General features: G+C 65.9%; 24 protein-coding genes. 4 read left to right on the top strand and 20 right to left on the bottom strand.

Annotation, left to right across the window (positions count from 1 at the left end; translation table 11 throughout):
- Position 1 precedes the first annotated feature (1 nt).
- Complete coding sequence (locus tag HWX00_RS01100) at positions 2-439, bottom strand: type II toxin-antitoxin system RatA family toxin (RefSeq protein WP_034188832.1); 438 nt, start codon at positions 437-439, stop codon at positions 2-4.
- Between the two features lie 98 nt (positions 440-537).
- Here HWX00_RS01100 and smpB point away from each other — a divergent pair, with 98 nt between their 5' ends.
- Positions 538-984 carry an SsrA-binding protein SmpB gene (gene smpB, locus HWX00_RS01095; protein WP_006478511.1) on the top strand — a complete coding sequence of 149 codons (447 nt, stop codon included), beginning with the start codon at positions 538-540 and terminating at the stop codon, positions 982-984.
- A 155-nt stretch (positions 985-1,139) separates the two neighbouring features.
- Here smpB and HWX00_RS01090 read toward each other — a convergent pair whose 3' ends face one another.
- The 3 genes from HWX00_RS01090 to ppsA all read right to left on the bottom strand — a co-directional run bounded on the left by HWX00_RS01090 (position 1,140) and on the right by ppsA (position 5,133).
- Entirely contained in the window at positions 1,140-2,069 is a 930-nt protein-coding gene (locus HWX00_RS01090; protein ID WP_175027166.1) for an SPFH domain-containing protein, read from the bottom strand.
- Positions 2,070-2,102: 33 nt separating this feature from the next.
- Positions 2,103-2,537 (bottom strand): NfeD family protein, encoded by a 435-nt coding sequence (locus HWX00_RS01085; RefSeq protein WP_034188834.1) that lies wholly within the window; start codon positions 2,535-2,537, stop codon positions 2,103-2,105.
- 193 nt (positions 2,538-2,730) lie between these two features.
- The gene (gene ppsA / locus HWX00_RS01080) at positions 2,731-5,133 is read right to left on the bottom strand and encodes a phosphoenolpyruvate synthase (protein ID WP_059561843.1); all 2,403 of its coding nucleotides are present in this window, start codon (positions 5,131-5,133) and stop codon (positions 2,731-2,733) included.
- Positions 5,134-5,509: 376 nt separating this feature from the next.
- Between ppsA and ppsR the strand changes: the two genes are divergently transcribed.
- Positions 5,510-6,325, top strand: coding sequence for a posphoenolpyruvate synthetase regulatory kinase/phosphorylase PpsR (gene ppsR, locus HWX00_RS01075; RefSeq protein ID WP_034188836.1), 816 nt, complete (start codon positions 5,510-5,512; stop codon positions 6,323-6,325).
- A 100-nt stretch (positions 6,326-6,425) separates the two neighbouring features.
- On the opposite strand, the gene HWX00_RS01070 is transcribed toward ppsR, so the two are convergent.
- The 16 genes from HWX00_RS01070 to rpsB all read right to left on the bottom strand — a co-directional run bounded on the left by HWX00_RS01070 (position 6,426) and on the right by rpsB (position 22,054).
- Positions 6,426-7,208 (bottom strand): TrmH family RNA methyltransferase, encoded by a 783-nt coding sequence (locus HWX00_RS01070; RefSeq protein ID WP_175027165.1) that lies wholly within the window; start codon positions 7,206-7,208, stop codon positions 6,426-6,428.
- Entirely contained in the window at positions 7,205-7,849 is a 645-nt protein-coding gene (gene rnhB, locus HWX00_RS01065) for a ribonuclease HII (RefSeq protein ID WP_034188838.1), read from the bottom strand. Before rnhB ends, HWX00_RS01070 begins: the two co-directional genes overlap by 4 nt.
- Positions 7,846-9,015, bottom strand: a complete 1,170-nt coding sequence (gene lpxB, locus HWX00_RS01060) for a lipid-A-disaccharide synthase (protein WP_034188839.1) — start codon at positions 9,013-9,015, stop codon at positions 7,846-7,848. The genes rnhB and lpxB overlap by 4 nt, the downstream gene beginning before the upstream one ends.
- Before the next feature lie 3 nt (positions 9,016-9,018).
- Complete coding sequence (gene lpxA, locus HWX00_RS01055; protein ID WP_034188840.1) at positions 9,019-9,807, bottom strand: acyl-ACP--UDP-N-acetylglucosamine O-acyltransferase; 789 nt, start codon at positions 9,805-9,807, stop codon at positions 9,019-9,021.
- A gap of 58 nt (positions 9,808-9,865) precedes the next feature.
- The gene (gene fabZ / locus HWX00_RS01050) at positions 9,866-10,333 is read right to left on the bottom strand and encodes a 3-hydroxyacyl-ACP dehydratase FabZ (protein WP_006495559.1); all 468 of its coding nucleotides are present in this window, start codon (positions 10,331-10,333) and stop codon (positions 9,866-9,868) included.
- A gap of 129 nt (positions 10,334-10,462) precedes the next feature.
- Entirely contained in the window at positions 10,463-11,542 is a 1,080-nt protein-coding gene (lpxD, locus tag HWX00_RS01045) for a UDP-3-O-(3-hydroxymyristoyl)glucosamine N-acyltransferase (protein ID WP_034188841.1), read from the bottom strand.
- Positions 11,543-11,558: 16 nt separating this feature from the next.
- Positions 11,559-12,056 carry an OmpH/Skp family outer membrane protein gene (locus HWX00_RS01040; RefSeq protein WP_034188842.1) on the bottom strand — a complete coding sequence of 166 codons (498 nt, stop codon included), beginning with the start codon at positions 12,054-12,056 and terminating at the stop codon, positions 11,559-11,561.
- Positions 12,057-12,120: 64 nt separating this feature from the next.
- The gene (gene bamA / locus HWX00_RS01035) at positions 12,121-14,430 is read right to left on the bottom strand and encodes an outer membrane protein assembly factor BamA (protein ID WP_034188843.1); all 2,310 of its coding nucleotides are present in this window, start codon (positions 14,428-14,430) and stop codon (positions 12,121-12,123) included.
- Positions 14,431-14,491: 61 nt separating this feature from the next.
- The gene (gene rseP, locus HWX00_RS01030) at positions 14,492-15,877 is read right to left on the bottom strand and encodes an RIP metalloprotease RseP (protein ID WP_124669732.1); all 1,386 of its coding nucleotides are present in this window, start codon (positions 15,875-15,877) and stop codon (positions 14,492-14,494) included.
- Between the two features lie 11 nt (positions 15,878-15,888).
- A complete protein-coding gene (locus HWX00_RS01025; RefSeq protein ID WP_034188845.1) occupies positions 15,889-17,085 on the bottom strand; it encodes a 1-deoxy-D-xylulose-5-phosphate reductoisomerase in 1,197 nt (398 codons plus the stop codon).
- 15 nt (positions 17,086-17,100) lie between these two features.
- Positions 17,101-17,922 carry a phosphatidate cytidylyltransferase gene (locus tag HWX00_RS01020; protein ID WP_034188846.1) on the bottom strand — a complete coding sequence of 274 codons (822 nt, stop codon included), beginning with the start codon at positions 17,920-17,922 and terminating at the stop codon, positions 17,101-17,103.
- Entirely contained in the window at positions 17,916-18,698 is a 783-nt protein-coding gene (uppS, locus tag HWX00_RS01015; protein ID WP_175027164.1) for a polyprenyl diphosphate synthase, read from the bottom strand. Before uppS ends, HWX00_RS01020 begins: the two co-directional genes overlap by 7 nt.
- A gap of 49 nt (positions 18,699-18,747) precedes the next feature.
- Positions 18,748-19,308, bottom strand: coding sequence for a ribosome recycling factor (gene frr, locus HWX00_RS01010; RefSeq protein WP_175027163.1), 561 nt, complete (start codon positions 19,306-19,308; stop codon positions 18,748-18,750).
- Positions 19,309-19,399: 91 nt separating this feature from the next.
- Positions 19,400-20,113, bottom strand: coding sequence for a UMP kinase (gene pyrH, locus HWX00_RS01005; protein ID WP_011352459.1), 714 nt, complete (start codon positions 20,111-20,113; stop codon positions 19,400-19,402).
- A gap of 156 nt (positions 20,114-20,269) precedes the next feature.
- A complete protein-coding gene (gene tsf / locus HWX00_RS01000) occupies positions 20,270-21,151 on the bottom strand; it encodes a translation elongation factor Ts (protein ID WP_034188848.1) in 882 nt (293 codons plus the stop codon).
- 162 nt (positions 21,152-21,313) lie between these two features.
- Positions 21,314-22,054, bottom strand: coding sequence for a 30S ribosomal protein S2 (gene rpsB, locus HWX00_RS00995; protein ID WP_006483818.1), 741 nt, complete (start codon positions 22,052-22,054; stop codon positions 21,314-21,316).
- Between the two features lie 377 nt (positions 22,055-22,431).
- Between rpsB and map the strand changes: the two genes are divergently transcribed.
- Positions 22,432-23,247: a type I methionyl aminopeptidase gene (gene map, locus HWX00_RS00990; RefSeq protein WP_021159103.1), complete on the top strand. Its 816-nt coding sequence runs from the start codon at positions 22,432-22,434 to the stop codon at positions 23,245-23,247.
- A gap of 45 nt (positions 23,248-23,292) precedes the next feature.
- Entirely contained in the window at positions 23,293-25,869 is a 2,577-nt protein-coding gene (locus HWX00_RS00985; RefSeq protein WP_175027162.1) for a [protein-PII] uridylyltransferase, read from the top strand.
- Positions 25,870-25,874: the final 5 nt, after the last annotated feature.

Raw genomic sequence — 25,874 nt, 5'->3', positions numbered from 1 at the left:
GTCACCCCTTCCCGTAGCGCTGGTCCGCGCGCTTCACGAACGAATCGACGAACGTGTTCGCGATGTGGCTGAACACGGGCCCGATGATCTTTTCGAGCAGGATGCTCGAAAACTCGTAATGCAGCGCGAATTCGATCTTGCACGCATCGGCGCGCAGCGCGGTGAAGCGCCAGGAGCCCGTGAACTTCTTGAACGGGCCGTCCGTGAACTCCATGTCGATCCGCGTCGGGCGCTGCTGCGTGTTGCGCGTCGCGAAATGCTGCTTGATGCCCTTGAAGTTGATGTCGATGCGCGCTTCCATCCCGCTCTCGTCCTGACGGCGAATCTCGACACCGCCGCACCAGGGCAGGAAATTGGGGTAGTCGGCCACGTCGGTGACGAGGTCGAACATCTGTTCCGCCGAATGGCGGATCAATACGGTTTTCTGGACATCTGCCATAAATCGCGCGGCATCGCTTGAGGTGGGAACGCAAGCCGGGCGATTCCCGCCCCGCTTTGCTAAAATCGTGATTTTAAACGAGTTGGGCCGATCCTTTCATGAGCATCATCGACAACAGGAAAGCGCACTTCGATTATCACATCGAGGAACGCTACGAGGCGGGGCTCGTGCTGGAGGGCTGGGAAGTCAAGGCGCTGCGCGCCGGGCGCGGCCAGATCAAGGAAGGCTACGTCGTGGTGAAGAACGCCGAGATCTTCCTGATCGGTACCCATATCAGCCCGCTGCCCGAAGCCTCGACGCACATCAAGCCCGACCCGGTTCGCACGCGCAAGCTGCTGCTGCACCGCGAGGAAATCAAGAAACTGATCGGCAAGGTCGAGCAGCGCGGCTACACGCTCGTGCCGCTGAACTTCCACTACAAGGGTGGTCGCGTGAAGTGCGACATCGCGCTCGCGAAGGGCAAGAAGCTGCACGACAAGCGCGAAACCGAGAAAAAGCGCGACTGGGAACGCGAAAAGGCACGCATCATGCGCGCCGGCACCTGACGCACGCGACCTGCCACGCAGACGACACGGCCCGCTCGAAGCGGGCCGTGTTGCTTTGGGCGATCTGATTCCTGCCTGCCGGTCGCCCGGCTGCGCGACGATTCGCCGCACGCCGATCGCACGCGGCGGCCGCCTGGGCCGCGGTTGCGCGCGGTTCAGCCCTTCGCGGGCGTCGATGCGTTCTTGACGATCGTCAGCGCCGACGAGATCGCCGTACCGAGGTCCGACAGGTTCGACGGCACGATCAGCGTGTTGCCCTGCTTCGCGAGATTCGAGAACGCGTTCACATACTGCTCGGCGACCTTCAGGTTCACCGCATCCATCCCGCCTTGCGACTGGATCGCATTCGCGATCTTCTGGATCGCCTGCGCGTTCGCATCGGCCACCGCCAGGATCGCGGCGGCCTCGCCCTGCGCCTGGTTGATCGCGGCCTGCCGCTCGCCTTCGGACTTCTGGATGGCCGCTTCACGCGCGCCCGACGCGAGGTTGATCTGCTCCTGCTTGCGGCCTTCCGAAGCGGCGATCAGCGCGCGCTTCTCGCGCTCCGCGGTGATCTGCGCCTGCATCGCGTGCAGGATTTCCTTCGGCGGCGTCAGGTCCTTGATCTCGTAGCGCAGCACCTTCACGCCCCAGTTCGCCGCGGCCTGGTCGAGCGCCGACACGATGTTGTGGTTGATGAAGTCGCGCTCCTCGAACGTCTTGTCGAGTTCGAGCTTGCCGACCACCGAGCGCAGCGTGGTTTGCGCGAGCTGCGTGATCGCGAGCACGAAGTTGCTCGACCCGTACGACGCCTTCATCGGATCGGTCACCTGGAAGTACAGCACGCCGTCGACCTGCAGCTGCGTGTTGTCGCGCGTGATGCAGACCTGACTCGGCACGTCGAGCGGAATTTCCTTCAGCACGTGCCGGTACGCGATGCGATCGACGAATGGCAGCACGATGTTCAGGCCGGGCGACAGCGTCGCGTGATAGCGCCCGAAGCGCTCCAGCACCCATGCATGCTGCTGCGGCACGATCTTCACCGTCTTCGACACGATCACGATCGCGATGACGAGCAGGACAACCCAGATGATCAGCGAATCCATGAAATATTCCCTCCTTGTTGTATCAGCGGACGATCAGCCCGCGGGTTTCGCCACGACCACGAGACAATTGCCGCGCACGGCGCTCACCTGATAGACGTGCGCATCGTCGCGCTCGCCGTGCGCGAGCTCGACATCCCAGTCGGCGCCGCGATACTGCACGCGCGCGCGGCCGTCGTGCCACGCGTCGACCGTGACGGTCGAGCCGATATCGAGATTGACGTCGGGATTCGTCGACGTGTCGCGCTTCTGCTTGCGGCCGAGCCCCGAACGGCGCAGCGCGATCATCGCGACGATCGCGACCGCGGCCGCCGCGCCGAACTGCACGTGCGGCGCGAAACCGGCCAGTTGCAGCAACCCGCCCGCGAGAAAGCCGAGCGCGATCATCAGCAGATAAAACGTACCGGTCAGCAACTCGGCGACGACCAGCACGCCCACCGCGACCCACCAGAACAGATGCCCCGACATGATTGTGGTCTCCTCGAAAACGCCCCCGCGCTTGCTCTCGCTCGCTACTCCCCGCGGGGGCGGCCCGGCGTGTACCTGTACCGACAAACAAAAACACCCCGGTGCTTACCGGGGTGTTTATAGCATGAACCTTGCATTTTGCCTTCATCGAAGGAGCGACGTTGCCGCTCCTTCGCCGAAGATGCATTACCGGGCGTTACTTCCGGTTCGCGGCGAGCGCTTGCCACGTGTCGATGATCGTGTCCGGGTTCAGCGAGATCGACACGATGCCTTCGTCGGTCAGCCACTGTGCGAAGTCCGGGTGATCGGACGGGCCCTGGCCGCAGATACCGACGTACTTGCCCATCTTGCGGCAGGTATCGATCGCACGCTTGAGCAGGAACTTGACGGCCGGGTCGCGTTCGTCGAAGTCGACGGCCAGCAGTTCCATGCCCGAGTCGCGGTCGAGGCCGAGCGTGAGCTGCGTGAGGTCGTTCGAGCCGATCGAGAAACCGTCGAAGTGCTCCAGGAACTCTTCGGCGAGGATCGCGTTGGTCGGAACTTCGCACATCATCACGAGGCGCAGGCCGTTTTCGCCGCGCTTCAGGCCGAACTTCTCGAGCAGGCCGACGACACGCTCCGCCTGCTTCACGGTCCGCACGAACGGCACCATGATCTCGACGTTGGTCAGGCCCATCTCGTCGCGCACGCGCTTCAGTGCACGGCACTCCATCTCGAACGCCTGCGCGAAGTCCTCGGCGATGTAACGCGACGCACCGCGGAAGCCCAGCATCGGGTTTTCCTCGTCCGGCTCGTAACGCGAACCGCCGATCAGCTTCTTGTACTCGTTCGACTTGAAGTCGGACAGGCGCACGATCACGGGCTTCGGATAGAACGCCGCCGCGATCGTCGCGACGCCTTCGGTCAGCTTGTCGACGTAGAACTGACGCGGCGATGCGTGACCGCGCGCGACGCTCTCGACCGCCTTCTTCAGGTCCTGGTCGATGTTCGGGTACTCGAGAATCGCCTTCGGGTGAACGCCGATGTTGTTGTTGATGATGAACTCGAGACGCGCGAGACCCACGCCGCCGTTCGGCAGTTGCGAGAAGTCGAACGCGAGCTGCGGGTTGCCGACGTTCATCATGATCTTGACCGGGATTTCCGGCAGTTCGCCGCGCTGCACTTCCGTGACTTCCGTCTCGAGCAGGCCGTCGTAGATCTTGCCTTCGTCGCCTTCCGCGCACGATACCGTGACGAGCGCGCCGTCCTTCAGCACGTCGGTCGCGTCGCCGCAGCCGACGACTGCCGGCACGCCGAGCTCACGCGCGATGATCGCCGCGTGGCAGGTACGGCCGCCGCGGTTCGTGACGATCGCGGCCGCACGCTTCATCACCGGCTCCCAGTTCGGGTCGGTCATGTCGGCCACCAGCACGTCGCCCGGCTGCACGCGTTCCATTTCCGACGGATCCTGGATCACGCGCACGGGGCCCGCGCCGATCTTCTGACCGATCGCACGGCCCGTCGCCAGCACCTGCGACTGGCCCTTCAGCTTGAAGCGCTGCTCGGCCTTGCCGGTTGCCTGGCTCTTCACCGTTTCCGGACGTGCCTGCAGGATGAAGATCTTGCCGTCGCGGCCGTCCTTGCCCCACTCGATGTCCATCGGACGCTGGTAGTGCTTCTCGATGATGACCGCGTACTTCGCCAGCTCGATCACGTCCTCGTCGGTGATCGAGTAGCGGTTGCGCTGTTCGTGCGGCACGTCGACCGTCTTCACGCGGCCCGGCTCGCCCGGCTGCGTGAATTCCATCTTGATCAGCTTCGAGCCGATCGAGCGGCGGATGATCGGGTATTTGTCCTGGGCGAGCGTCGTCTTGAACACGTAGAACTCGTCCGGGTTCACCGCGCCCTGCACGACGGTTTCGCCCAGGCCGTAGCTCGACGTGATGAACACGGCGTCCTTGAAGCCCGATTCGGTGTCGATCGTGAACATCACGCCGGCGGCGCCGACGTCCGAGCGGACCATGCGCTGCACGCCGGCCGACAGCGCGACTTCCGCGTGCGTAAAGCCCTTGTGCACGCGGTACGAGATCGCGCGGTCGTTGTACAGCGACGCGAACACGTGCTTCATGCGGTCGAGCACGTCCTCGATGCCGACGACGTTCAGGTAGGACTCCTGCTGGCCGGCGAACGATGCGTCGGGCAGGTCTTCCGCGGTCGCGGACGAACGCACGGCGAACGACAGTTCGCTCGGCGAGCCGTTCTTGAGGATGTCGAACTGCGCGCGGATTTCTTCCTCGAGGCGCGCCTGCAGCGGTGCGTCGACGATCCACTTGCGGATCTCGGCACCGGCTTCGGCGAGCGCCTTCACGTCGTCGATGTCGAGCGACTCGAGACGCTTGGCGATACGATCGGTGAGGTCGTTGTGCTTGAGGAAATCGCGGAACGCGAGCGCGGTCGTGGCGAAACCGGTGGGTACGCGAACGCCTGCTTCGGAAAGCTGGCTGATCATCTCGCCGAGCGACGCATTCTTGCCGCCCACGATCTCCACATCGGTCATCCGCAACTGCTCGAACGGAATTACATACGCCTGGTCCTTTGCGACGTTTGCTGCGTTAGTCATACAAGCCCCTAAGTGTGAAAAAAATGCTCGATCGCGCAAGTGGGCTCGAACGCGGGCGCTTGCAAAAAGGCGCGGCGCGTCTTGCGCAACCTGTTAGATAAACACTCGCAGCGGCGGAAAATATTCCGACCCGATTTGCAAAAATCCCGGCAGAAGGGCGATATATGCAGACAAATCGCCAGACTTGCCGGGAATTCTGGAATCCAGCGGTCAAGCCGCGGGCGCCGTTCGCGCCCTGCCCCCGCAATTGCTTATCCAACAGGTTGCCGCTATTCTACCGTGCCGGCTGCCGGATGTGGCGCGACCTTGTCACTGGGTCTGGAGGCGCACCTCCAGCCGCCCGCGCAACCGCCCTTCACGCTCGACGTCCAGATTCATGCTGCCTACCGTATTCATCGTCTCCGACGGCACCGGGATCACTGCCGAAACCTTCGCGCACTCGATCCTCTCCCAGTTCGACCAGAAATTCCGTCTCGTGCGCGTGCCGTTCGTCGACTCGCCCGACAAGGCCTATGCGACCGTCGAGAAGATCAACGAGGCCGCCGTGCACGATGGCCGCCGCGCGATCGTGTTCACGACGCTCGTCGACAGCGAATCGAACGACATCGTCAAGCGCTCAAACGCGCTCGTGCTCGACATGTTCCAGCGCTTCGTCGAACCGCTCGAGCAGGAACTGGAGCTCAAGTCGAGCCACGCGATGGGCCGCGGCCACCAGAATGCGGACACCGAGGAGTACAAGACGCGGATCGAGGCGATCAACTTCTCGCTCGCGCACGACGACGGCCAGTCGAACCGCAACCTGTCGGAAGCCGACGTGATCCTCGTCGGCGTGTCGCGCAGCGGCAAGACGCCGACGAGCCTGTACCTTGCGATGCAGTACGGCGTGAAGGCGGCAAACTATCCGCTGATTCCGGAGGATTTCGAGCGCGGCAAGCTGCCGTCGGCACTCTCCCCGCACCGCGAAAAGCTGTTCGGACTGTCGATCGACCCGCAGCGCCTGTCGGAGATCCGCAACGAGCGCCGTCCCGGCAGCAAGTACGCGGCCCCCGAGAATTGCCGCTACGAGATCAACGAGGCCGAGGCGATGATGCGTCGCGAGGGGATCAAGTGGCTGTCGTCGACGCACAAGTCGATCGAGGAAATCGCGACGACGATCCTGCAGGAAATCCGTCTCGACCGGCAGTCGTACTGAGCACCGGCGCACGGGCGGCCGCATGGCCGCCGCCGGAAACGGCAAGGCCGCGTCGAACGCGGCCTTTTTTCGTCGTGCGGCGCTTGGCGCGCGCCGTGCGTCAGGCAGGCCGCTGCTGGCGCAGCTGCTCGAACAGGCACACCGCGGCCGCCGCTGCGACGTTCAGCGACTCCATTCCGCCCGGCTGCGGAATCGTCACGCGATGCGTGGCCGCATCGCGCCAGAACGCCGACACGCCGGCGCCCTCGTTGCCGAACACCCAGGCGACCGGCCCCGACAGGTCGCAGTCGTAGACCGCCTGCGCGCCGTGCGAATCGGTCAGCGCGACCGGCACGTCGAGCCGTTCGGCGAGCGCGGCAGCGTCGACATCCTCGTGGATCGACAGCAGGAAATGAGCGCCCATGCCCGAGCGCAGCACCTTCGACGACCACGCGTACGCCGTTCCCGGCGCACAGAAGACGTGGCGCACGCCGGCCGCCGCCGCGCTGCGCAGGATCGAGCCGACGTTGCCGGCATCCTGCACGCCGTCGAGCACGATCGACGTATGCACGACGCGCGCGGGCAGCGGATGTTCGGGCCGGTCGACGAGCAGCAGGAAGCCGACGCCGTTGACGACGTTCGACAACTGGCCGAACAGTGCGTCGGGCAGCGTGACGACCCGCTGCGCGTCGATACGCGCGACGATCGTCTGCGCTTCCGCGTGGCCGAGCGCGCCCTCGGTCGTCACGCACAGCTCGGGCGTCGCGCCCGTATCGAGGTACGCGCTCGCGAGATGGAAGCCTTCGAGCAGCGCCTGGCCGCTGCGGCGCTGATGGGGCGTCGAACCCGCCAGCGCCTTCAGGCGCTTGTACAACGGGTTGTCGCGGGAAGTGATGCTTTTCATCGAATCAGGTCGAGTGCCGCACGCACCGGTGCGAAAGTGCGTCGATGCGCTTCGCACGGGCCGTGCTCGCGCAGTGCGGCAAGGTGTTTCGCGGTGCCGTAGCCCGCATGCACGTTGAAACCGTACACCGGGAAGCGCTCGTGCAGGTCGACGAGCATGCGGTCGCGCGTGACCTTCGCGAGGATCGACGCGGCCGAGATGCTCGGCACGAGCGCATCGCCGCTGACGATCGCCTCGGCCCGCACGGTCAGCGTCGGGCAGCGGTTGCCGTCGATCTGCGCGAGCGTCGGCAGGACCGACAGGCCCTCGACGGCCCGCTTCATCGCGAGCATCGTCGCGTGCAGGATGTTCAGCGTGTCGATCTCGTCGACGCTCGCCGACGCCACGCAATACGCGCGCGAACGCGTGACGATCAGCTCGTACAGCGCATCGCGCTTCTTCGCGGACAGCGCCTTCGAATCGTCGAGCCCGTCGATCGGCCGCGCCGGATCGAGAATCACCGCGGCGGCCACCACCGGCCCGGCGAGCGGGCCGCGGCCGGCTTCGTCGACGCCGCAGACGATCTCGTCGGGGCGGCTGAAGTCGAAACCGCCCTGCACGTCGATCGACGCGCGCCGGCGTGGGACGCGTACTGCGGTCATGCGCGCCCCTTGCGATGTTCAAGCACGCGCACGACGGCTTCGGCCGCCTTCACGGCCGTATTCTGCCGCAGCGAAAGATGCATTTCGGTAAACACTTCGGTCAGCGTGCGGCGGTTCGCGTCGTCGCGCAACTGCGTGAGCGTCGCATCGGCGAGCGCCTCGGGCGTCGCGAAATGCTGCAGCAGCTCGGGCACGACGAACCGCCCCGCCAGGATGTTCGGCAAGCCGACGTACGGCAGGTAGCCCTGCCGGCGCATGATCTGCCCGGTCAGCCAGGGCACCTTGTACGAGATCACCATCGGCTTCTTCAGCAGCGCGGCTTCCAGCGTGACGGTGCCGCTCTTCACGAGGATCGCGTCGGCGGCCGTCATCGCGACCTGCGAGCGGCCGTCGGTGATCGTCAGCGCGAGTTGCGGATGCGCATCGACGAGCGGCTGCAGCAGTTCGCGCAGGGCGGGCGTCGCCGCCGGCATCACGAACCGCACGCCGGGCTCGCGCTGCTGCATCAGCGCCATCGCCGCGAAGAAGGTCGGGCCGATCAGCGCGATCTCGGAGCGCCGGCTGCCCGGCAGCACCGCGATCACGGGGCCGTCCGCGGGCAGCCCCAGTGCGATGCGCGCGCCGTGCGTGTCGGGTTCGAGCGGAATCTCGTCGGCCAGCGGATGGCCGACATAGGTCGATGCGACGCCGGCCTTGTCGAGGATCGCCGGCTCGAACGGGAACAGGCACAGCATGTGATCGACGGACTTGGCGATCTTCTTGATCCGGCCGCCGCGCCATGCCCAGATCGACGGGCACACGAAGTGGATCGACGGAATGCCCGCGTCGCGCGCGGCCTGTTCGACGTTGAAGTTGAAGTCGGGCGCGTCGACGCCGATGAACGCGTCAGGCCGCTCGGCGAGCAGCTGGCGCTTCAGTTCGCCGCGAATCCGCAGGATCTCGGGAATCTGGCCGAGCGCCTCGACATAACCGCGCACGGTCAGCTTGTCCATCTGCCAGTGCGAATCGAAGCCGTGCGCGATCATCCGCTGCCCGCCGATCCCGTAATACTGGGCCGATTCGGGCAGCCGCTCGCGCAGCCCGCCGAGCAGCGACGCCCCGAGCAGGTCGCCCGACGGCTCGCCGGCCACCATCGCGAGCCGGAGCTGATTGGTCGGAAGCGGCATCGCTTAGCGGATGATGCCGCGTTGCGACGCGTCGATGAAATCGACGAACGCCTTCACCGGCACGTCGCCGTCGCCGCCCGCCTCCGCCAGCTCGCGCAACTGCACCTTTGCTTCCTCGAACGACAGGCCACTCTTGTAGAGCACGCGGTACGCGCTGCGCAGCGCCGAGATCGCATCGGGCGAGAAACCGCGCCGGCGCAGCCCCTCGACGTTGATCCCGTGCGGTTCGGCCTTGTTGCCGGCCGCGATCACGAACGGCGGGATGTCCTGCACGAGCGCCGATGCGCCGCCCAGCATCGAGTGCGCGCCGATGCGCACGAACTGGTGGACGCCCGACATGCCGCCGACGATCGCCCAGTCGCCGATCTCGACGTGGCCGGCCATCTGCGCGTTGCTCGACAGGATCACGTGGTTGCCGACGCGGCAGTCATGGCCGATGTGCACGTAGGCCATGATCCAGTTGTCGTCGCCGAGCGTCGTCACGCCGAGGTCCTGCACGGTACCCGTGTGGATCGTCGTGAACTCGCGGATCGTGTTGCGGTTGCCGATCACGAGCTTCGTGGGCTCGTCCTTGTACTTCATGTCCTGCGGACGGCCGCCGACCGACGCGTAATGGCCGATGCGGTTGTCTTCGCCGAGCGTCGTATGGCCTTCGATCACGCTGTGCGAGCCGATCGTCGTGCGCGCGCCGATCGTGACGTGCGGACCGACGATCGCGTACGGGCCGATCTCGACCGATTCGTCGATCTGCGCGCCCGGCTCGACGATCGCGGTGGGATGAATCCTGGTCATGCGCCGTTGCCTCTCGATGTGATGTGTCGCGTTGCGTTGCCCATGCGTGCCGCGTCGCTCAGGGCGCCGCGTCGGCCGTCTTGACCGTGCACATCAGTTCGGCTTCCGCCGCCACCTTGCCGTCCACTTCCGCCACCGCCTTGAACTTCCAGATGCCGCGGATGTAGCGTTCGAACGTCACGTTCAGAATCAGTTGATCGCCCGGCTCGACCACGCGCTTGAACCGCGCGCCGTCGATGCCGACGAAGTAGTACAGCGTGTTCTCCGGATCCTTCGGCTGCTCTTCCGCGAAGGTCAGCAACGCAGCCGCCTGCGCGAGCGCCTCGAGGATCAGCACGCCCGGCATCACCGGCCGCTTCGGGAAATGCCCCTGGAAAAACGGCTCGTTGATCGACACGTTCTTCAGCGCTTTGATCCCTTTGTGCGGTTCGAGTTCGAGCACGCGGTCGACGAGCAGAATCGGGTAGCGATGCGGCAGCAGCGTGAGGATCTTGTGGATGTCGAGATTGATTTTTTCAGTGCTCATGATGGTTCGTCTCACGCAGAGGCTGCGCGGTGGTGATGCAAAGGCTGAAGCGGGCCGCCGCGCGGCCCAGTCTGGCAAACCGGGCCGGTTGCGCTGGCCGTGCCCGGTTGGTGGTCTCGCATGATGCGCTCAGGCGCCCGTGCCGCCCTGGGCGGCGAGCGCGGCTTCGAGCGCCTTGATGCGCTCGCGCAGCTTGTCGAGGTTGCGCACGAGTGCGGCGCTCTTGTTCCATTCGCCGTGATCGACGGCCGGGAACGCGCTGGTATAGATGCCGGCCTTCGGCAGCGACTTCGATACGCCCGAGTTCGCGGTGATGATGACATAGTCGCCGAGCGTCACGTGGCCGGCGATCCCGGCCGCGCCGCCGATCATGCAGTGGCGGCCGATCGTCGTGCTGCCCGCGATGCCCGCCTTGCCGGCGATCACCGTGTACGCGCCGATCCGGCAGTTGTGGGCGATCTGCACCTGGTTGTCGATCTTCACGCATTCGTCGATGACGGTATCCGCCATCGCACCGCGGTCGATCGTCGTGTTCGCGCCGATTTCGACGTCCGGGCCGATCGTCACGCCGCCGACTTGCGGGATCTTGACCCAGCTGCCGGTGCGCGCATCGCCGTCGCCGACGAAATCCGGCGCGAAGCCGAAACCGTCGGAGCCGATCACGGCGCCCGCATGGACGATCGCGCGCGGGCCGATCTTGCAGCCGTGGTACACCGATGCGTTCGGATAGAAGTGCGAGCCGGCGCCGATCGTCGTGCCGCGGCCGACGAAGACGTTCGCGTCGAGTTGCACGCCGTCCTCGATCACCGCGCCGGCCTCGACCGTCACGTGCGGGCCGATCACCGCGCTCGCGGCGACCTTCGCGGCCGGATCGATCGTCGCGCTCGGATGCACGCCGGCGGCGCGCTGCGGCGTGGCCAGGTCGATGAACATCTGCGCGACGCGCGCGAAGTACGCGTACGGATTGGGCGTCACGATGAAGTTGCGGCCGCCGGCCGCCGCGCCCAGCTTTTCGAGATCCTTCGGTGCGATCAGCACCGCGCCCGCGCGGGTCGACTCGACCTGCGACAGGTACTTCGGGTTCGCGAGGAACGCGAGCTGCTGCGGGCCGGCCTGGTCGAGCGGCGCGAGCCCACCCACCTTGCACTGTGCGTCGCCGGCGATCTCGCCGCCGAACCGCTTTACGAGTTCCTCAAGCGTCAATGCCATTCGTCGTCTGCTCCGTTCAGTTCGCCGAGCCGGACGCGAGCGCCTTGAGCACCTTGTCGGTGATGTCGATGCGCGGGCTGACGTACACGGCTTCCTGCACGATCAGGTCGTAATTCTGCTGCTCGGCGATCTGCTTGATGACCTTGTTCGCCCGCTCCAGCACGGCCGCCAGCTCCTCGTTGCGACGCTGGTTCAGGTCCTCGCGGAACTCGCGCTGCTTGCGCTGGAAGTCGGTATCGAGCTGGGCGAGGTCGCGCTGCTTCTGCGCGCGGTCGGCCGCCGACAGCGACGTGCCGTTCTTGTCCAGCGAGTCGGACATCGACTTCAGGCGCGCGGCCAGGTCCTGCAGATCCTTGTCGCGCTTCGCGAACTCGGCTTCGAGCTTCGTCTGCGCCGCCTTCGCGGGCGCCGACTCGCGCAGGATCCGATCCGAATTGACCGCCGCGATGCGGGCGACGTCCTGTGCGTGCACCGTTGCCGCGCCCAGGGCCAGCGCAACGGTCAGCGCGCACATCACTCGTTTCGAAAACTTACCGGTTAGCAAAATTACCCTCTCGTTGCTGTTGTCATGCGTTCGGTCAGAACGCCGTCCCGATCTGGAACTGGAATTTCTGGTACTGGTCGCCTTCGTGCTTCTGCAGCGGGAAGCCGAGGCTCAGCTTCAGCGGGCCGATCGGCGAGATCCACGCGAGACCCACACCGTAGCCGTAGCGCAGGCCGTTCGCGCCCGTACTCGTGCCGCCCGGCGCGTTGCCCCACACGTTACCGCCGTCGAGGAACGTGAACACGCGCAGCGTGCGGTCGTAGCCCGTGCCCGGCAGCGGGAACGTCAGTTCGATGTTGCCGACGACCATCTTCGAACCGCCGATCGGGTCGTTCGTCTTCGTGTCGCGCGGGCCCAGCGAGCTCGGCTCGTAGCCACGCACGGAGCCGATACCGCCCGCGTAGTAGTTCTTGAAGATCGGGTACGGGTTGCCGATACCGTTACCGTAGCCGCCTTGCAGGTTCAGGCCCAGGATGAAGCCGCGCGAGAACGAATAGTAGTACTGCGCCTGCAGGTCGGCCTTGTAGTACTGGATCTTGCCGACCGGCACGCCGTACTCCATGTTCGCCTGCGTGAAGTAGCCGCGGCTCGGAATCAGCGCGCTGTCGCGCGCGTCGCGCGACCATGCCACCGTCAGCGGCACCGTGTTCGACACGCGGCCGAACTGGTTCACGTAATCCTGGTAGCTCTGCGGCGTGTTCGAATCGACGTCGAGGCGGTTCTGCTCGAAGCCCGCGCCGAAGTAGACGGTGTCGACTTCCGAGAACGGGATGCCGAACTTCAGGTTGCCGCCCGCGCTGATGATCCGGAAGCTCGAGCTGGTCGAATAGTAGAGCGGCTGGTACGTGCGGTAGTAGACGTCCGTGATCCGCTTGATGCCGTCGACCGTGAAGTACGGGTCGACCTGCGTGACGGTCAGCGTCCGGTAGCTCTTCGCGGTGTTGACGTTCACCGACAGGCTGGTACCCGAACCGAACACGTTGTCCTGCGACACGCCGGCCGACAGCACGACCTTGTCCGTCGACGAGAAGCCGGCGCCCAGCGTGATCGCGCCGGTCGGCTTTTCGTCGACCTTCACGTTCACGTCGACCTGGTCGTTCGTGCCTTCGACCGGCACCGTCGTCACGTCGACGTTGGTGAAGTAGCCGAGACGGTTCACGCGGTCCTTCGACAGCGCGAGGCGGTTCGAATCGAACCACGAGCTTTCGAGCTGGCGCATTTCGCGACGCACCACTTCGTCGCGCGTGCGCGTGTTGCCGACCACGTTGATGCGGCGCACGTACACGCGGCGGCTCGGATCGACGACGAGGTTCAGGTTCACCTTGTGGTTCGCCTGGTCGATGTCCGGCTGCGCGTTGACGGTCGCGAATGCGTAACCGTATTCACCGAGCTTGTCGACGATCGACTTGGTGGTCTGCTGCAGCTTTTCGGCCGAGAAGCGGTCGCCCGGCTTGATCTTGATCAGCTTGTTGAGTTCGGCTTCGCGATCGAGCAGGTTGCCCGACAGCTTGATGCCCGACACCGTGTACGGCTCGCCTTCGTGCAGCGTGACCGTCAGGTACATGTCCTTCTTGTCGGGCGAGATCGACACCTGGGTCGACTCGATGTTGAACTCGAGGTAGCCGCGGTTCAGGTAGTACGAGCGTACGGCCTCGAGGTCGCCCGTGAGCTTTTCCTTCGAGTACAGGTCGTTCTTCGTGTACCAGGAGAACCAGTTCGGCGTCGACAGCTGCATCTCGTCGCGCAGCGTGCTGGTGCTGAACGCCTTGTTGCCGATGAAGTTGATCTGGCGGATCTTCGCGCTCGGGCCTTCGGCCACCGCGAACAGGATCGACACGCGGTTCGCGTCGACCGGCGTGATCGTCGTCTTGACTTCGGCCGCATAGAAGCCGCGCGTCAGGTACTGGCGCTTGAGCTCCTGCTCCGCCTTGTCGACGAGCGCCTTGTCGTAGTAGCGGCCGTCGGCGAGACCGACCGCGCGCAGCGCCTTCGTCAGGTTGTCCTTGTCGAATTCCTTCGTGCCGGTGAAGTCGATCGACGCGATGGCCGGACGCTCCTGCACCTGCACGATGACGACGTTGCCTTGCGTGGCGATGCGCACGTCGTTGAAAAAGCCCGTCGCGTACAACGCGCGGATTGCTTCGGATGCCTTGTCGTCCGTGAAGGTATCGCCCTGCTTGATCGGCAGATAGGCGAACACCGAACCCGCTTCGACGCGCTGCAGCCCCTCGATCTTGATGTCTTGCACCACGAACGGTGCCGCTGCATGCGCCGCGAGGCCGTGAGCGGCGAGCGCGGCCGCTGCAACTGTCTTAGGTACAAAGCGATGAGGTTTGAACAACATGCATCCCCAATATTTAGCTGCATCAAATCGGGCGACTGCCGAGCGGCGGCCGCCTGACGCTTCAGAAATGGATTAACCGAGCCAGATCGTTGAACAGCGCGATCGCCGACAATGCGACGATGCAGATCAACCCGGCTCTTTGCAGAATCAGCTGCCAGCGCTCCGAGACGGCTTTCCCGGTCGCGGCTTCAACCGCATAATATAACAGATGCCCCCCGTCCAAAACGGGAATCGGCAACAAGTTCAGGACGCCAAGGCTAATGCTGACAAGGGCGAGGAACGACAGGAACGCCGACGGTCCGAGCCGCGCGCTCTTGCCCGCGTAGTCGGCGATCGTCACCGGGCCGGACAGGTTCTTCAGCGACGCGTTGCCCGTGATCATGCGCCCGAACATCTTCAGCGAATACACGGAGATGTCCCACGTGCGGTGCGCGCCGAGCCGCAGGCTCTCGATCGGCCCGTAGCGCACGTCGACGGACGGCGCGTGCATCGACAGCGCCGCGCCGATCCGGCCGACCTGCTGCCCCGATTCGTCGTCGCGCTGCATCTGCGGCACGATCGACACCGTCTGCGCGGCGCCGTTGCGCTCGATCCGCAGGTCGAGCGCCTGCCCCGCATGGTGCTTCACCGAATCGATGAAACGCGTCGCGCCGCCGATCGGCTTGCCGTCGAGCGCCACCAGCTTGTCGCCGGCCTTCAGGCCCGCCTGCTCCGCCGCGCTGCCCGGCTGCACGGACGCGACCGACAGCGTGCCGCCGCCGGTCTCGAAGCCCAGATGGGCCATGAAATCGTCGTCGAGCTGACTGTCGGGAACCTGGCGGAGGTCGACGCGGAAATCGAACGTCGTGTTGCCGTCGCGTGCGCCGAGCACGATCTCGCGGTGATCGAACGCGGCCGACAGCAGCTTCCAGCGCAGGTCCGACCACGACCGCACCGGCTCGGACTCGCTGCCCTGCGCGTCGCCGGTGCGCGCGTCGCGGATCGACACGACCGTCTCGCCGCCGTCGAAGCCCGCACGGGCCGCCACCGTTCCGGCGGCCGGCGGCGCGACGACCGCGGCCGGCTCGGTCACGCCGGTGGCAAACACGATCGAGAACAGCGCGATTGCCAACAGGAAGTTCGCAATCGGGCCGGCCGCGACGATCGCGATCCGCTTGTAGACGGACTGCCGGTTGAACGCCTGCCCGAGTTCGTCGGGCCGGATGCCGGGGCCCGGATCGCGCTCGTCGAGCATCTTCACGTAGCCGCCAAGCGGCAGCGCGGACAGCGTCCACTCGGTGCCCGTGCGGCGGCTGACCCAGCGTGCGACGGGCTGGCCGAAGCCGATGGAGAATCGCAGGACCTTCACGCCGCACCAGCGCGCGACACGATAGTGCCCGTACTCATGCACGACGACCAGTACCCCGATCGCCACCGCAAACGCGACCAGTTCGACCAGCACGTTCATGAGCACTCCATTCAGACGGTACGCTCCACGCGTGGCGCAGGCGCTTTTGCAATGATTTCGGCGGCGAGGCGGCGTGCCTCGGCGTCCGCCGCCAGGACGTCGTCGAGCCCGTCGGGCGCACGGTTCGGCAGCGCGTTGAGCACCGCGTCGACCGTCGCCGCGATCGCCATGAAGCCGATCCGGTGCTCGAGAAATGCTTCGACCGCAACCTCGTTCGCCGCGTTCAATGCGGCGCTCGCGATGCCGCCTTCCTCGAGCGCCTTCAGCGCGAGCGCGAGGCACGGGAAGCGCGCGTAATCGGGCTTCTCGAACGACAGCTGCGCGATCTGCGCGAGGTCGAGCGGGCCGACGCCCGCGTCGACGCGCTCGGGGAACGCGAGCGCGTGCGCGATCGGCGTGCGCATGTCGGGGTTGCCGAGCTGCGCGAGCACCGAACCGTCACGGTACGACACGAGCGAATGGATCACGCTCTGCGGATGGATCAGCACGTCGATGCGATCGCCCGGCAACCCGAAGATCCAGTGCGCCTCGATCACCTCGAGGCCCTTGTTCATCATCGTCGCCGAATCGACCGAGATCTTGCGGCCCATCACCCAGTTCGGATGCTTGCACGCCTCGTCCGGCGTCACGTCGGCGAGCGTGGCCGGTTCGCGCGTGCGGAACGGGCCGCCCGACGCGGTCAGGATGATCTTCGAGATCCCGCCGTGCTCGGCCGCGTCGCGCGGCATGCACTGGAAGATCGCGTTGTGTTCGCTGTCGACCGGCAGCAGGATCGCGCCATGATCGCGCACGGCGTCCATGAAGATCGCGCCCGACATCACGAGCGATTCCTTGTTCGCGAGCAGGATCCGCTTGCCGGCGCGCGCGGCCGCGAGGCTCGGCGCGAGGCCGGCCGCGCCGACGATCGCCGCGACCACCGTATCGCAGCCGTCGCTCTTCGACACGTCGACGAGCGCCTGCGGGCCGTACAGCACGGTCGTCTTGCTGCCCGCCGCGCGCAGCTTCGCCTCGACGTGCGCGGCCGTCGCGGCATCGCCGACCACCGCCACTTCGGGCGCGAAGCGCAGACACTGCTCGACGAGCTTGTCGCCGTTGCGGTGCGCGGTCAGCGCGTAGACCGAGAAGCGTTCGGGATGGCGCGCGACCACGTCGAGCGTGCTGTCTCCGATCGAGCCCGTGGAACCGAGCAATGTCAGACGTTTTTGCATAAAAGAATGAATGGTTTAACCAAGCAGCAGCATCGCGAGCGGCAGCACCGGCAGCAGCGCGTCGACCCGGTCGAGCACGCCGCCATGGCCCGGCAGCAGTCCGCTCGAATCCTTCACGCCCGCCTGCCGCTTCAACAGTGACTCGAACAGGTCGCCGATCACGCTGTACACGACCAGCAGCGTCAGCGCGGCCCACGCGCCGGGCATCCCGTAGCGGGCGGCAAATGCGGAAAACAGGGTCGGCTCGAACGCATGCGCGGCCATCGCGACACCGGCGACGATCATCACGGCCAGCCAGCCGCCGATCGCGCCTTCCCAGCTCTTGCCGGGGCTGATCGTCACGGCCAGTTTACGCTTTCCGAAGGCCTTGCCCGCGAAGTATGCGCCGATATCGGCCAGCCAGACGACCAGCAGCAGCGACAGCACGAACGGCACGCCTTGCGCGCGTGCCGCGACAAGCGCATGCCAGCAGGCCGCGAACACGATCAGGCCGGCGGCGAGCAGGAACGGCCGCCAGACGCCGCCCGCGAGTTCGGGCTTGCGCCGCAGCGCGAACGGGCCGACCAGCAGCCAGAACACGCCGGCTGCCATGAAAAGGGGACGGGATCCGGCCGCGTCGACGCCGAGCGGCGTGGTGGCCGCCAGCGCAAGCGCCGCGACGACCGCATAGACGACGGGGCCGGCGCCGCCGAGTTTCAGCAGGCGCGCCCACTCCCACGCGGCGAACACGAGCACGGCGCCGATCAGCGCGCCGAACGCCGTGAGCGGCGCGAACAGCGTCACCGGCAGCAGCACTGCCAGCATCACGATCGCCGTGATCACACGGGTTTTCAGCATGAAAGGGAGTCGGCGTTCTGCGATTGCGGTTCGAGCTGCGCACTCGTGCGCCCGAAACGGCGCTCGCGCTCGGTATACGACGCCAACGCGTCGGCCAGGGCCGCGCCGTCGAAATCCGGCCAGTATTTGTCGGTGAAATAGAACTCGGCGTACGCGAGCTGCCACAGCAGGAAGTTGCTGACGCGCTGCTCGCCGCCCGTACGGATGAAGAGGTCGGGCTCCGGCGCATAGGCCATCGCCAGGTGCGGCGCGAATGCGTCCTCGGTCACCTCGGCCTCGCGCCCCTCGCGCACGGCCTGCTCGACGAGCTTCTTCGTCGCCTGCAGGATGTCCCACCGGCCGCCGTAGTTGGCCGCGATGGTGAGCGTCAGGCGCGTATTGCGCGCCGTCTTGGTTTCGGCGCGGCGGATCAGCTCGCGGATGCGCGGCTCGAAACGGTCGAGATCGCCGACGACACGCAGGCGGATCCCGTTTGCATGCAGCTTGCCGACCTCGCGCTCGAGCGCGGTGATGAACAGCCGCATCAGGAACGACACTTCGTCGTTCGGCCGGCGCCAGTTTTCGGAACTGAACGCGAACAGCGTCAGGTATTCGACACCGGCGCGCGCGCAACCTTCGACCACTGCCCGTACGGCATCGACGCCGCGGGTGTGCCCCGCGACGCGCGGCAAGCGGCGTTCGGTCGCCCAACGGCCATTGCCGTCCATGATGATCGCGATGTGACGCGGCACGACGCCGACGTCAGGCACGCGAACGGTAGAGCTGGTATAGGTCATGGCCGTTGAGACAGTAATGCGGGAGGAAGGCGGCGCGCGAGGACGGTCGTCAGACCGTCATGATCTCGGCTTCCTTGGTCTGCACGAGCTTGTCGATTTCGGCGACGTGCTTGTCGGTCAGCTTCTGCACGTCGTCGCTCGCACGGCGCTCGTCGTCTTCCGAGATTTCCTTGTCCTTCACGAGCTTCTTGAGCGCTTCGTTCGCGTCGCGGCGCAGGTTGCGGATCGCGACCTTGGCCGTCTCGCCTTCGCCCTTCACGACCTTGGTCAGCTCGCGGCGGCGCTCTTCCGTCAGCGCGGGCATCGGCACGCGGATCAGGTCGCCGGCCGTCGCCGGGTTCAAGCCCAGGTCGGCTTCGCGGATGGCCTTCTCGACCTTCGCGACCATGTTCTTTTCCCACGGCTGCACGCCGATCGTGCGCGCGTCGACGAGCGTCAGGTTCGCGACCTGCGAGATCGGCACCATCGAGCCGTAGTAGTCGACCTGCACGTGATCGAGCAGACCGGTGTGTGCACGGCCCGTACGGATCTTGGCCAGATCGTTCTTGAACGCTTCGATCGAGCGCTGCATCTTTTGCTCGACGCCCTTCTTGACATCAGCGACACTCATTTCAACCTCCGAACCTTCAAACCTTCAAAGAACGCGGGCCCCGCCCGGCGCAGGAGATACGCCGCGGCCGATGACCCGCATCCGCGGGAGTTTACACGTGGACGAGCGTACCTTCGTCCTCGCCCAGCACGATGCGCTTGAGCGCGCCCGGCTTGTTGATCGAAAACACGCGAATCGGCAGCTTCTGGTCGCGGCACAGCGCAAAGGCCGTCGCGTCCATCACCTGCAGGTTGCGGCTGATCGCCTCGTCGAAAGTGATCGTCGTGTAGCGCGTAGCCGACGGATCCTTCTTCGGATCGGCAGAATATACGCCATCGACCTTGGTTGCCTTCAGCACGACCTCGGCACCCACTTCCGACCCGCGCAGCGCGGCGGCGGTATCCGTCGTGAAGAACGGGTTGCCGGTACCGGCCGCGAAGATCACGACGCGGCCTTCCTCGAGCTGGCGGATCGCGCGGGGCCGGATGTACGGCTCGACGACCTGGTCCATGCGCAGCGCGGACTGCACGCGCGCCTCGATGCCGGCGTGGCGCATCGCGTCCTGCAGCGCCAGCGCGTTCATCATCGTCGCGAGCATCCCCATGTAGTCGGCCGTCGCGCGGTCCATGCCGGCCGCGCCGCCCGCGACACCGCGGAAAATATTACCGCCACCGATCACGACCGCGAGCTGCGTACCGAGACGCACGACTTCGGCGATATCGGCCACCATCCGTTCGATCGTCGCGCGATTGATGCCGAAGGCATCGTCGCCCATCAGCGCTTCGCCGGAGAGTTTGAGGAGGACGCGTTTATAGGCATTGGACATAGGGGCTTCCGAGCGACGAGAGGATGACAACCACGAACTGTAGGGGCGAAATACTGATTCGGGCAAGCGCCGCCGACCGGACCGGGGTTCCCGGCCGGCCGGCGGCGGCGCCGGCCGCGGCGGAGCGGACGCCCGCCGCGGATACTGCCTGACTGCTTACTGCTGTTTTGCTGCTGCGACTTGCGCGGCCACTTCGGCGGCGAAGTCGTCCTGGCGCTTCTCGATGCCCTCGCCGACGACGAACAGCGCGAACTTCTGCACGGCGGCATTGGCTGCCTTCAGCATCTGCTCGATCGTCTGCTTGTCGTTCTTCACGAACGTCTGGTTCAGCAGCGACACTTCCTTCAGGTACTTCTGGACGCTACCGTCGACCATCTTCGCGACGATTTCGGCCGGCTTGCCCGATTCGGCAGCCTTCTGCTCGGCCACGCGGCGTTCCGTTTCGATCAGTTCCGCCGGCACGTCGGCCGACGACAGCGCGACCGGCTTCATGGCCGCGATGTGCATTGCGACGTCCTTGCCGACCTGCTCTTCCGCGCCCGTGTACTCGACGATCACGCCGATCCGCGCGCCGTGCAGGTAGGTGGCGATCTTGTTCGCGGTTTCGAAACGGACGAAACGGCGGATCGACACGTTCTCGCCGATCTTGCCGATCAGTGCCAGACGCACCGCGTCGACCGTCGAACCGTCGAGCGGCAGCGCCGACAGCGCAGCCACGTCGGCCGGGTTTTGCGTCGCGACGAGCTCCGCCACCGTCTTCGAGAATGCGAGGAAGTCGTCGTTCTTCGCGACGAAGTCGGTTTCGCAGTTCAGTTCGACCAGCGCGCCTGCGTTGCCGCCGACGAACGATGCGACGACGCCTTCGGCCGTCACGCGCGATGCCGCCTTGCTCGCCTTGTTGCCGAGCTTGACGCGCAGCAGCTCTTCAGCCTTGGCCAGGTCGCCGTCGGCTTCCGTCAGCGCCTTCTTGCACTCCATCATCGGTGCGTCGGTCTTCGCGCGCAGTTCTGCCACCATGCTTGCGGTAATTGCCGCCATCATTCGCTCCTTGAGTCTGTATTCACAACGCCGCCCGCTTGGACGCGAACGGCCGAGATTCGTTTCCGGACCCGCGCCGATTCGGCGCGATCAGGTCCGGCGCACAAGCTTAAAAAAAGGGGGCCTGTTGAGAGCCCCCTTTTTGCGCCGGCTCGGGGCCAGTTACGCGTTTTCCTCGACGTACTCGTCGTCGCCGCGTGCGGCCTGGACCACTTCGTTGACCGCGTTCGCACGGCCTTCGAGGATCGCGTCGGCCACGCCTTCGGCGTACAGCGCGACTGCCTTGCTCGAGTCGTCGTTACCCGGGATCACGTAGTCCACACCTTCCGGCGAGTGGTTCGTATCGACCACGGCGATGACCGGCACGCCCAGCTTGTTCGCTTCCGTGACGGCAATCTTGTGGTAGCCGACGTCGACGACGAAGATGGCGTCCGGAATGCCGCCCATGTCCTTCACGCCGCCGATCGACTTCTGCAGCTTGGCGATTTCGCGTTCGAACAGCAGCGCTTCCTTCTTGCTCATCTTCTCGAGCTCGCCCGCCTCGACTGCCGCTTCCATGTCCTTCAGGCGCTTGATCGATACCTTCAGCGTCTTGAAGTTGGTCATCATGCCGCCGAGCCAGCGTGCGTTGACGTACGGCATGCCTGCGCGCTGCGCTTCCTGGGCGATCGTGTCACGCGATTGACGCTTCGTGCCGACGAACAGGATCGTGCCGCGGTTCGCTGCCAGCTGGCGCACGTACTTCTGTGCGTCCGTGAACATCGGCAGCGTCTTTTCGAGGTTGATGATGTGAATCTTGTTGCGGTGACCGAAAATGAACGGAGCCATCTTCGGGTTCCAGAAGCGCGTCTGGTGACCGAAGTGGACACCCGCTTCCAGCATTTGGCGCATCGTAACTGCCATGTAAATTCTCCACGAGGGTTGGGTCTTAAGCCGGCCGCCGTACCGCCGCGCGAACCCGCCCCGAAGGGCGCGAATTCCGCGCGGCCGGCACCCTGGTTGCGCCGGCTTGCGATTCGGCACGTGCAAAACGCCCGTGCCGCAAGCCTTTCGTCGCCATGCCGCCCCAAAATGAGGCAAGTTCGGCATTTGGACATCGACTTAGCCAAAGAGTATAGCACGCCGAGTTGTCCGCCCTCAAGTCGCCCGACACTTTCGCTGCCGCGCGCCAGCCGGCCGGACAATCCGCGAAAACCCGCATCCGCGCGGCCGGCAGGGGCTGCGAGGGCAGCCATAAGGTGCGATAATCCGTCAATTCACCGCATTCCAGGCATACCTCGATGGCTATTACGCTCAAAAACGAACACGATATCGCGGAGATGCGCGTCGCCTGCCGTCTCGCGAGCGAAGTGCTCGATTTCATCACGCCGCACGTCGTCGCGGGCATCACGACCGCCGAACTCGACCGTCTCTGCCACGAGTTCATGCTCAACGAACAGGGCACGATCCCCGCGCCGCTGAACTACCAGCCGCCCGGCTATCCGCCGTACCCGAAGGCCACCTGCATTTCGGTCAACGACGTGATCTGTCACGGCATTCCCGGCGAGAAGGTGATCAAGAACGGCGATGCGCTGAACATCGACATCACCGTGATCAAGAACGGCTACTTCGGCGACACCAGCCGGATGTTCATCGTCGGCGAAGGCTCGATCCTCGCGAAGCGCCTCGTGCAGACCACCTACGAGTGCATGTGGCTCGGCATCGACCAGGTCAAGCCCGGCGCGCACCTCGGCGACATCGGCTACGCGATCCAGAAGCACGCGGAAGCGCAGGGCTACAGCGTCGTGCGCGAATACTGCGGCCACGGCATCGGCACGGTGTTCCACGAGGATCCGCAGGTCGTCCATTACGGCCGTCCGGGCACCGGCATCGAGCTGAAGGCCGGGATGATCTTCACGATCGAGCCGATGATCAACGCCGGCAAGCGCGACATCCGCACGATGCCCGACCAGTGGACGGTCAAGACGCGCGACCGCAGCCTGTCGGCGCAGTGGGAGCACACGGTGCTCGTCACCGAAACCGGCTACGAGGTGCTGACCGTGTCGGCCGGCACGCCGGCGCGCCCCGTGTTCGCGCAACCGGCTGCCGCGGTCTGAGCGCCGTCGCGCCCGCCCGCCCCGCCCGCACCTGAACGGCTGCCCATGAGCGCTCACGCCGCCCCCTCGCCCGACGCGCTGTCGCGGCGCGCCGAATTCAAGGCCGCCAAGACGGAGCTGCTCGAGCGTTTTCGCCACGCAACGACCGTGGCATCGCTGATGCACGCGCTGTCGAAACTCACCGACGATGCGCTCAAGCGCGTGTGGGACGACTGCGGGCTGCCCGCGACGCTCGCGCTCGTCGCCGTCGGCGGCTACGGGCGCGGCGAGCTCGCGCCCTATTCCGACGTCGACATCCTCGTGCTGCTGCCCGATGCGCACGACCCGGCGCTCGACGCGCGCATCGAGCGCTTCATCGGGATGGCGTGGGATCTCGGCCTCGAGATCGGCAGCAGCGTGCGCACGGTCGCGCAGTGCATCGAGGAGGCGTCGCAGGACGTCACGGTGCAGACCTCGCTGCTGGAGGCGCGCCGCATCGTCGGCAGCACCGCGCTGTTCGAGCGCTTCACGGTGCGCTACCACGAGGCGCTCGACGCCCGCGCGTTCTTCACCGCGAAGGTGCTCGAGATGCGCCAGCGCCACGCGAAGTTCCAGGACACGCCGTACAGTCTCGAGCCGAACGTGAAGGAAAGCCCCGGCGGGCTGCGCGACCTGCAGACGATCCTGTGGATCGCGCGCGCGGCGGGCTTCGGCAGCAGTTGGCGCGAACTCGACACGCGCGGCCTCATCACCGATCGCGAAGCACGCGAGCTGCGCCGCAACGAGGGCTTCCTGAAGACGCTGCGCGCGCGGCTGCACGTGATCGCCGGCCGCCGCCAGGACATGCTCGTGTTCGACCTGCAGACGCAGGCCGCCGAGAGCTTCGGCTACCAGCCGACGCAGACCAAGCGCGCGAGCGAGCAGCTGATGCGCCGCTACTACTGGGCCGCGAAGGCCGTCACGCAGCTCGCGACGATCCTGATCCAGAACATCGAGGCGCAGCTCTTCCCCGCGACGAGCGGCATCACGCGCGTGCTGTCGCCCGATCGCTTCGTCGAGAAGCAGGGGATGCTCGAGATCGTCGACGACGGCGTGTTCGAGCGTCATCCCGACGCGATCCTCGAAGCGTTCCTGCTGTACGAGACGACCCGCGGCGTGAAGGGCTTCTCCGCCCGCACGCTGCGCGCGCTGTACAACTCGCGCGAAATCATGAACAACGCGTGGCGCCGCGATCCGCAGAACCGCGACACGTTCATGCGGATCCTGCAGCAGCCCGAGGGCATCACGCACGCGTTCCGGCTGATGAACCAGACGAGCGTGCTCGGCCGCTATCTGCTGAACTTCCGCCGCATCGTCGGCCAGATGCAGCACGACCTGTACCACGTGTACACGGTCGACCAGCACATCCTGATGGTGTTGCGCAATATCCGCCGCTTCGCGGTGGCCGAGCATGCGCACGAATATCCGTTCTGCAGCCAGCTGATCGGCAACTTCGAGCGCCCGTGGGTGCTGTATGTCGCGGCGCTGTTCCACGACATCGCGAAGGGCCGCGGCGGCGACCATTCGACGCTCGGGATGGTCGATGCGCGGCGCTTCTGCCGCGAGCACGGCATCGCCGGCGACGACGCGTCGCTGATCGTGTGGCTCGTCCAGCATCACCTGACGATGAGCCAGGTCGCGCAGAAACAGGACACGAGCGACCCCGAGGTCATAAAGCGCTTTGCCGAAGTCGTCGGCAACGAACGCTACCTCACCGCGCTGTACCTGCTGACCGTCGCCGATATCCGCGGCACGAGCCCGAAGGTGTGGAACACGTGGAAGGGCAAGCTGCTCGAGGACCTGTACCGCATCACGCTCGCGGTGCTCGGCGGCGCGAACCCCGACGCGCACTCGGAGCTGAAGTCGCGGCAGGAACAGGCGCTCGCGCTGCTGCGCCTCGAGACCGTGCCCGACGACGCGCATCGCGCGCTGTGGGATCAGCTCGACGTCGGCTTCTTCCTGCGTCACGATGCGGCCGACATCGCGTGGCAGACGCGCGTGCTGTACCGGCACGTGAACGCCGAAACCGCGATCGTCCGCGCGCGGCCGTCGCCGATCGGCGACGCGCTGCAGGTGCTCGTGTACGTGAAGGATCGCCCCGACCTGTTCGCGGGCATCTGCGCGTATTTCGACCGCAACGGGCTGTCGGTGCTCGATGCACGCGTCAGCACGACGCGGCACGGTTATGCGCTCGACAACTTCATCGTCACGCAGACCGAACGCGACGTGCGTTACCGCGACATCGCGAATCTCGTCGAGCAGCAGCTCGCGACGCGGCTTGCCGAAACCGCCCCGCTGCCGGAGCCGTCCAAGGGCCGCCTGTCGAGGCTGTCGCGGACGTTTCCGATCACGCCGCGCGTCGACCTGCGGGCCGACGAGCGCGGCCAGTACTACATCCTGTCCGTGTCGGCCAACGACCGGCCGGGCCTTCTCTATTCGATCGCGCGCGTACTCGCCGAGCATCGGGTCGGCGTCCATGCGGCGCGGATCAATACGCTCGGCGAGCGCGTCGAAGACATCTTCCTGCTCGCGGGCGCCGGCCTGTCCGACAACCGCCTGCAGATCCAGCTCGAAACCGAATTGCTGCGTGCGATCGCAGTCTGAATGAA

This window comes from Burkholderia seminalis DSM 23518 (assembly GCF_902832885.1).
Classification (GTDB): domain Bacteria; phylum Pseudomonadota; class Gammaproteobacteria; order Burkholderiales; family Burkholderiaceae; genus Burkholderia; species Burkholderia seminalis.
The sequence above is the reverse complement of the archived record's forward strand: the minus strand, read 5'-3'. Positions and strand labels throughout refer to the sequence as shown.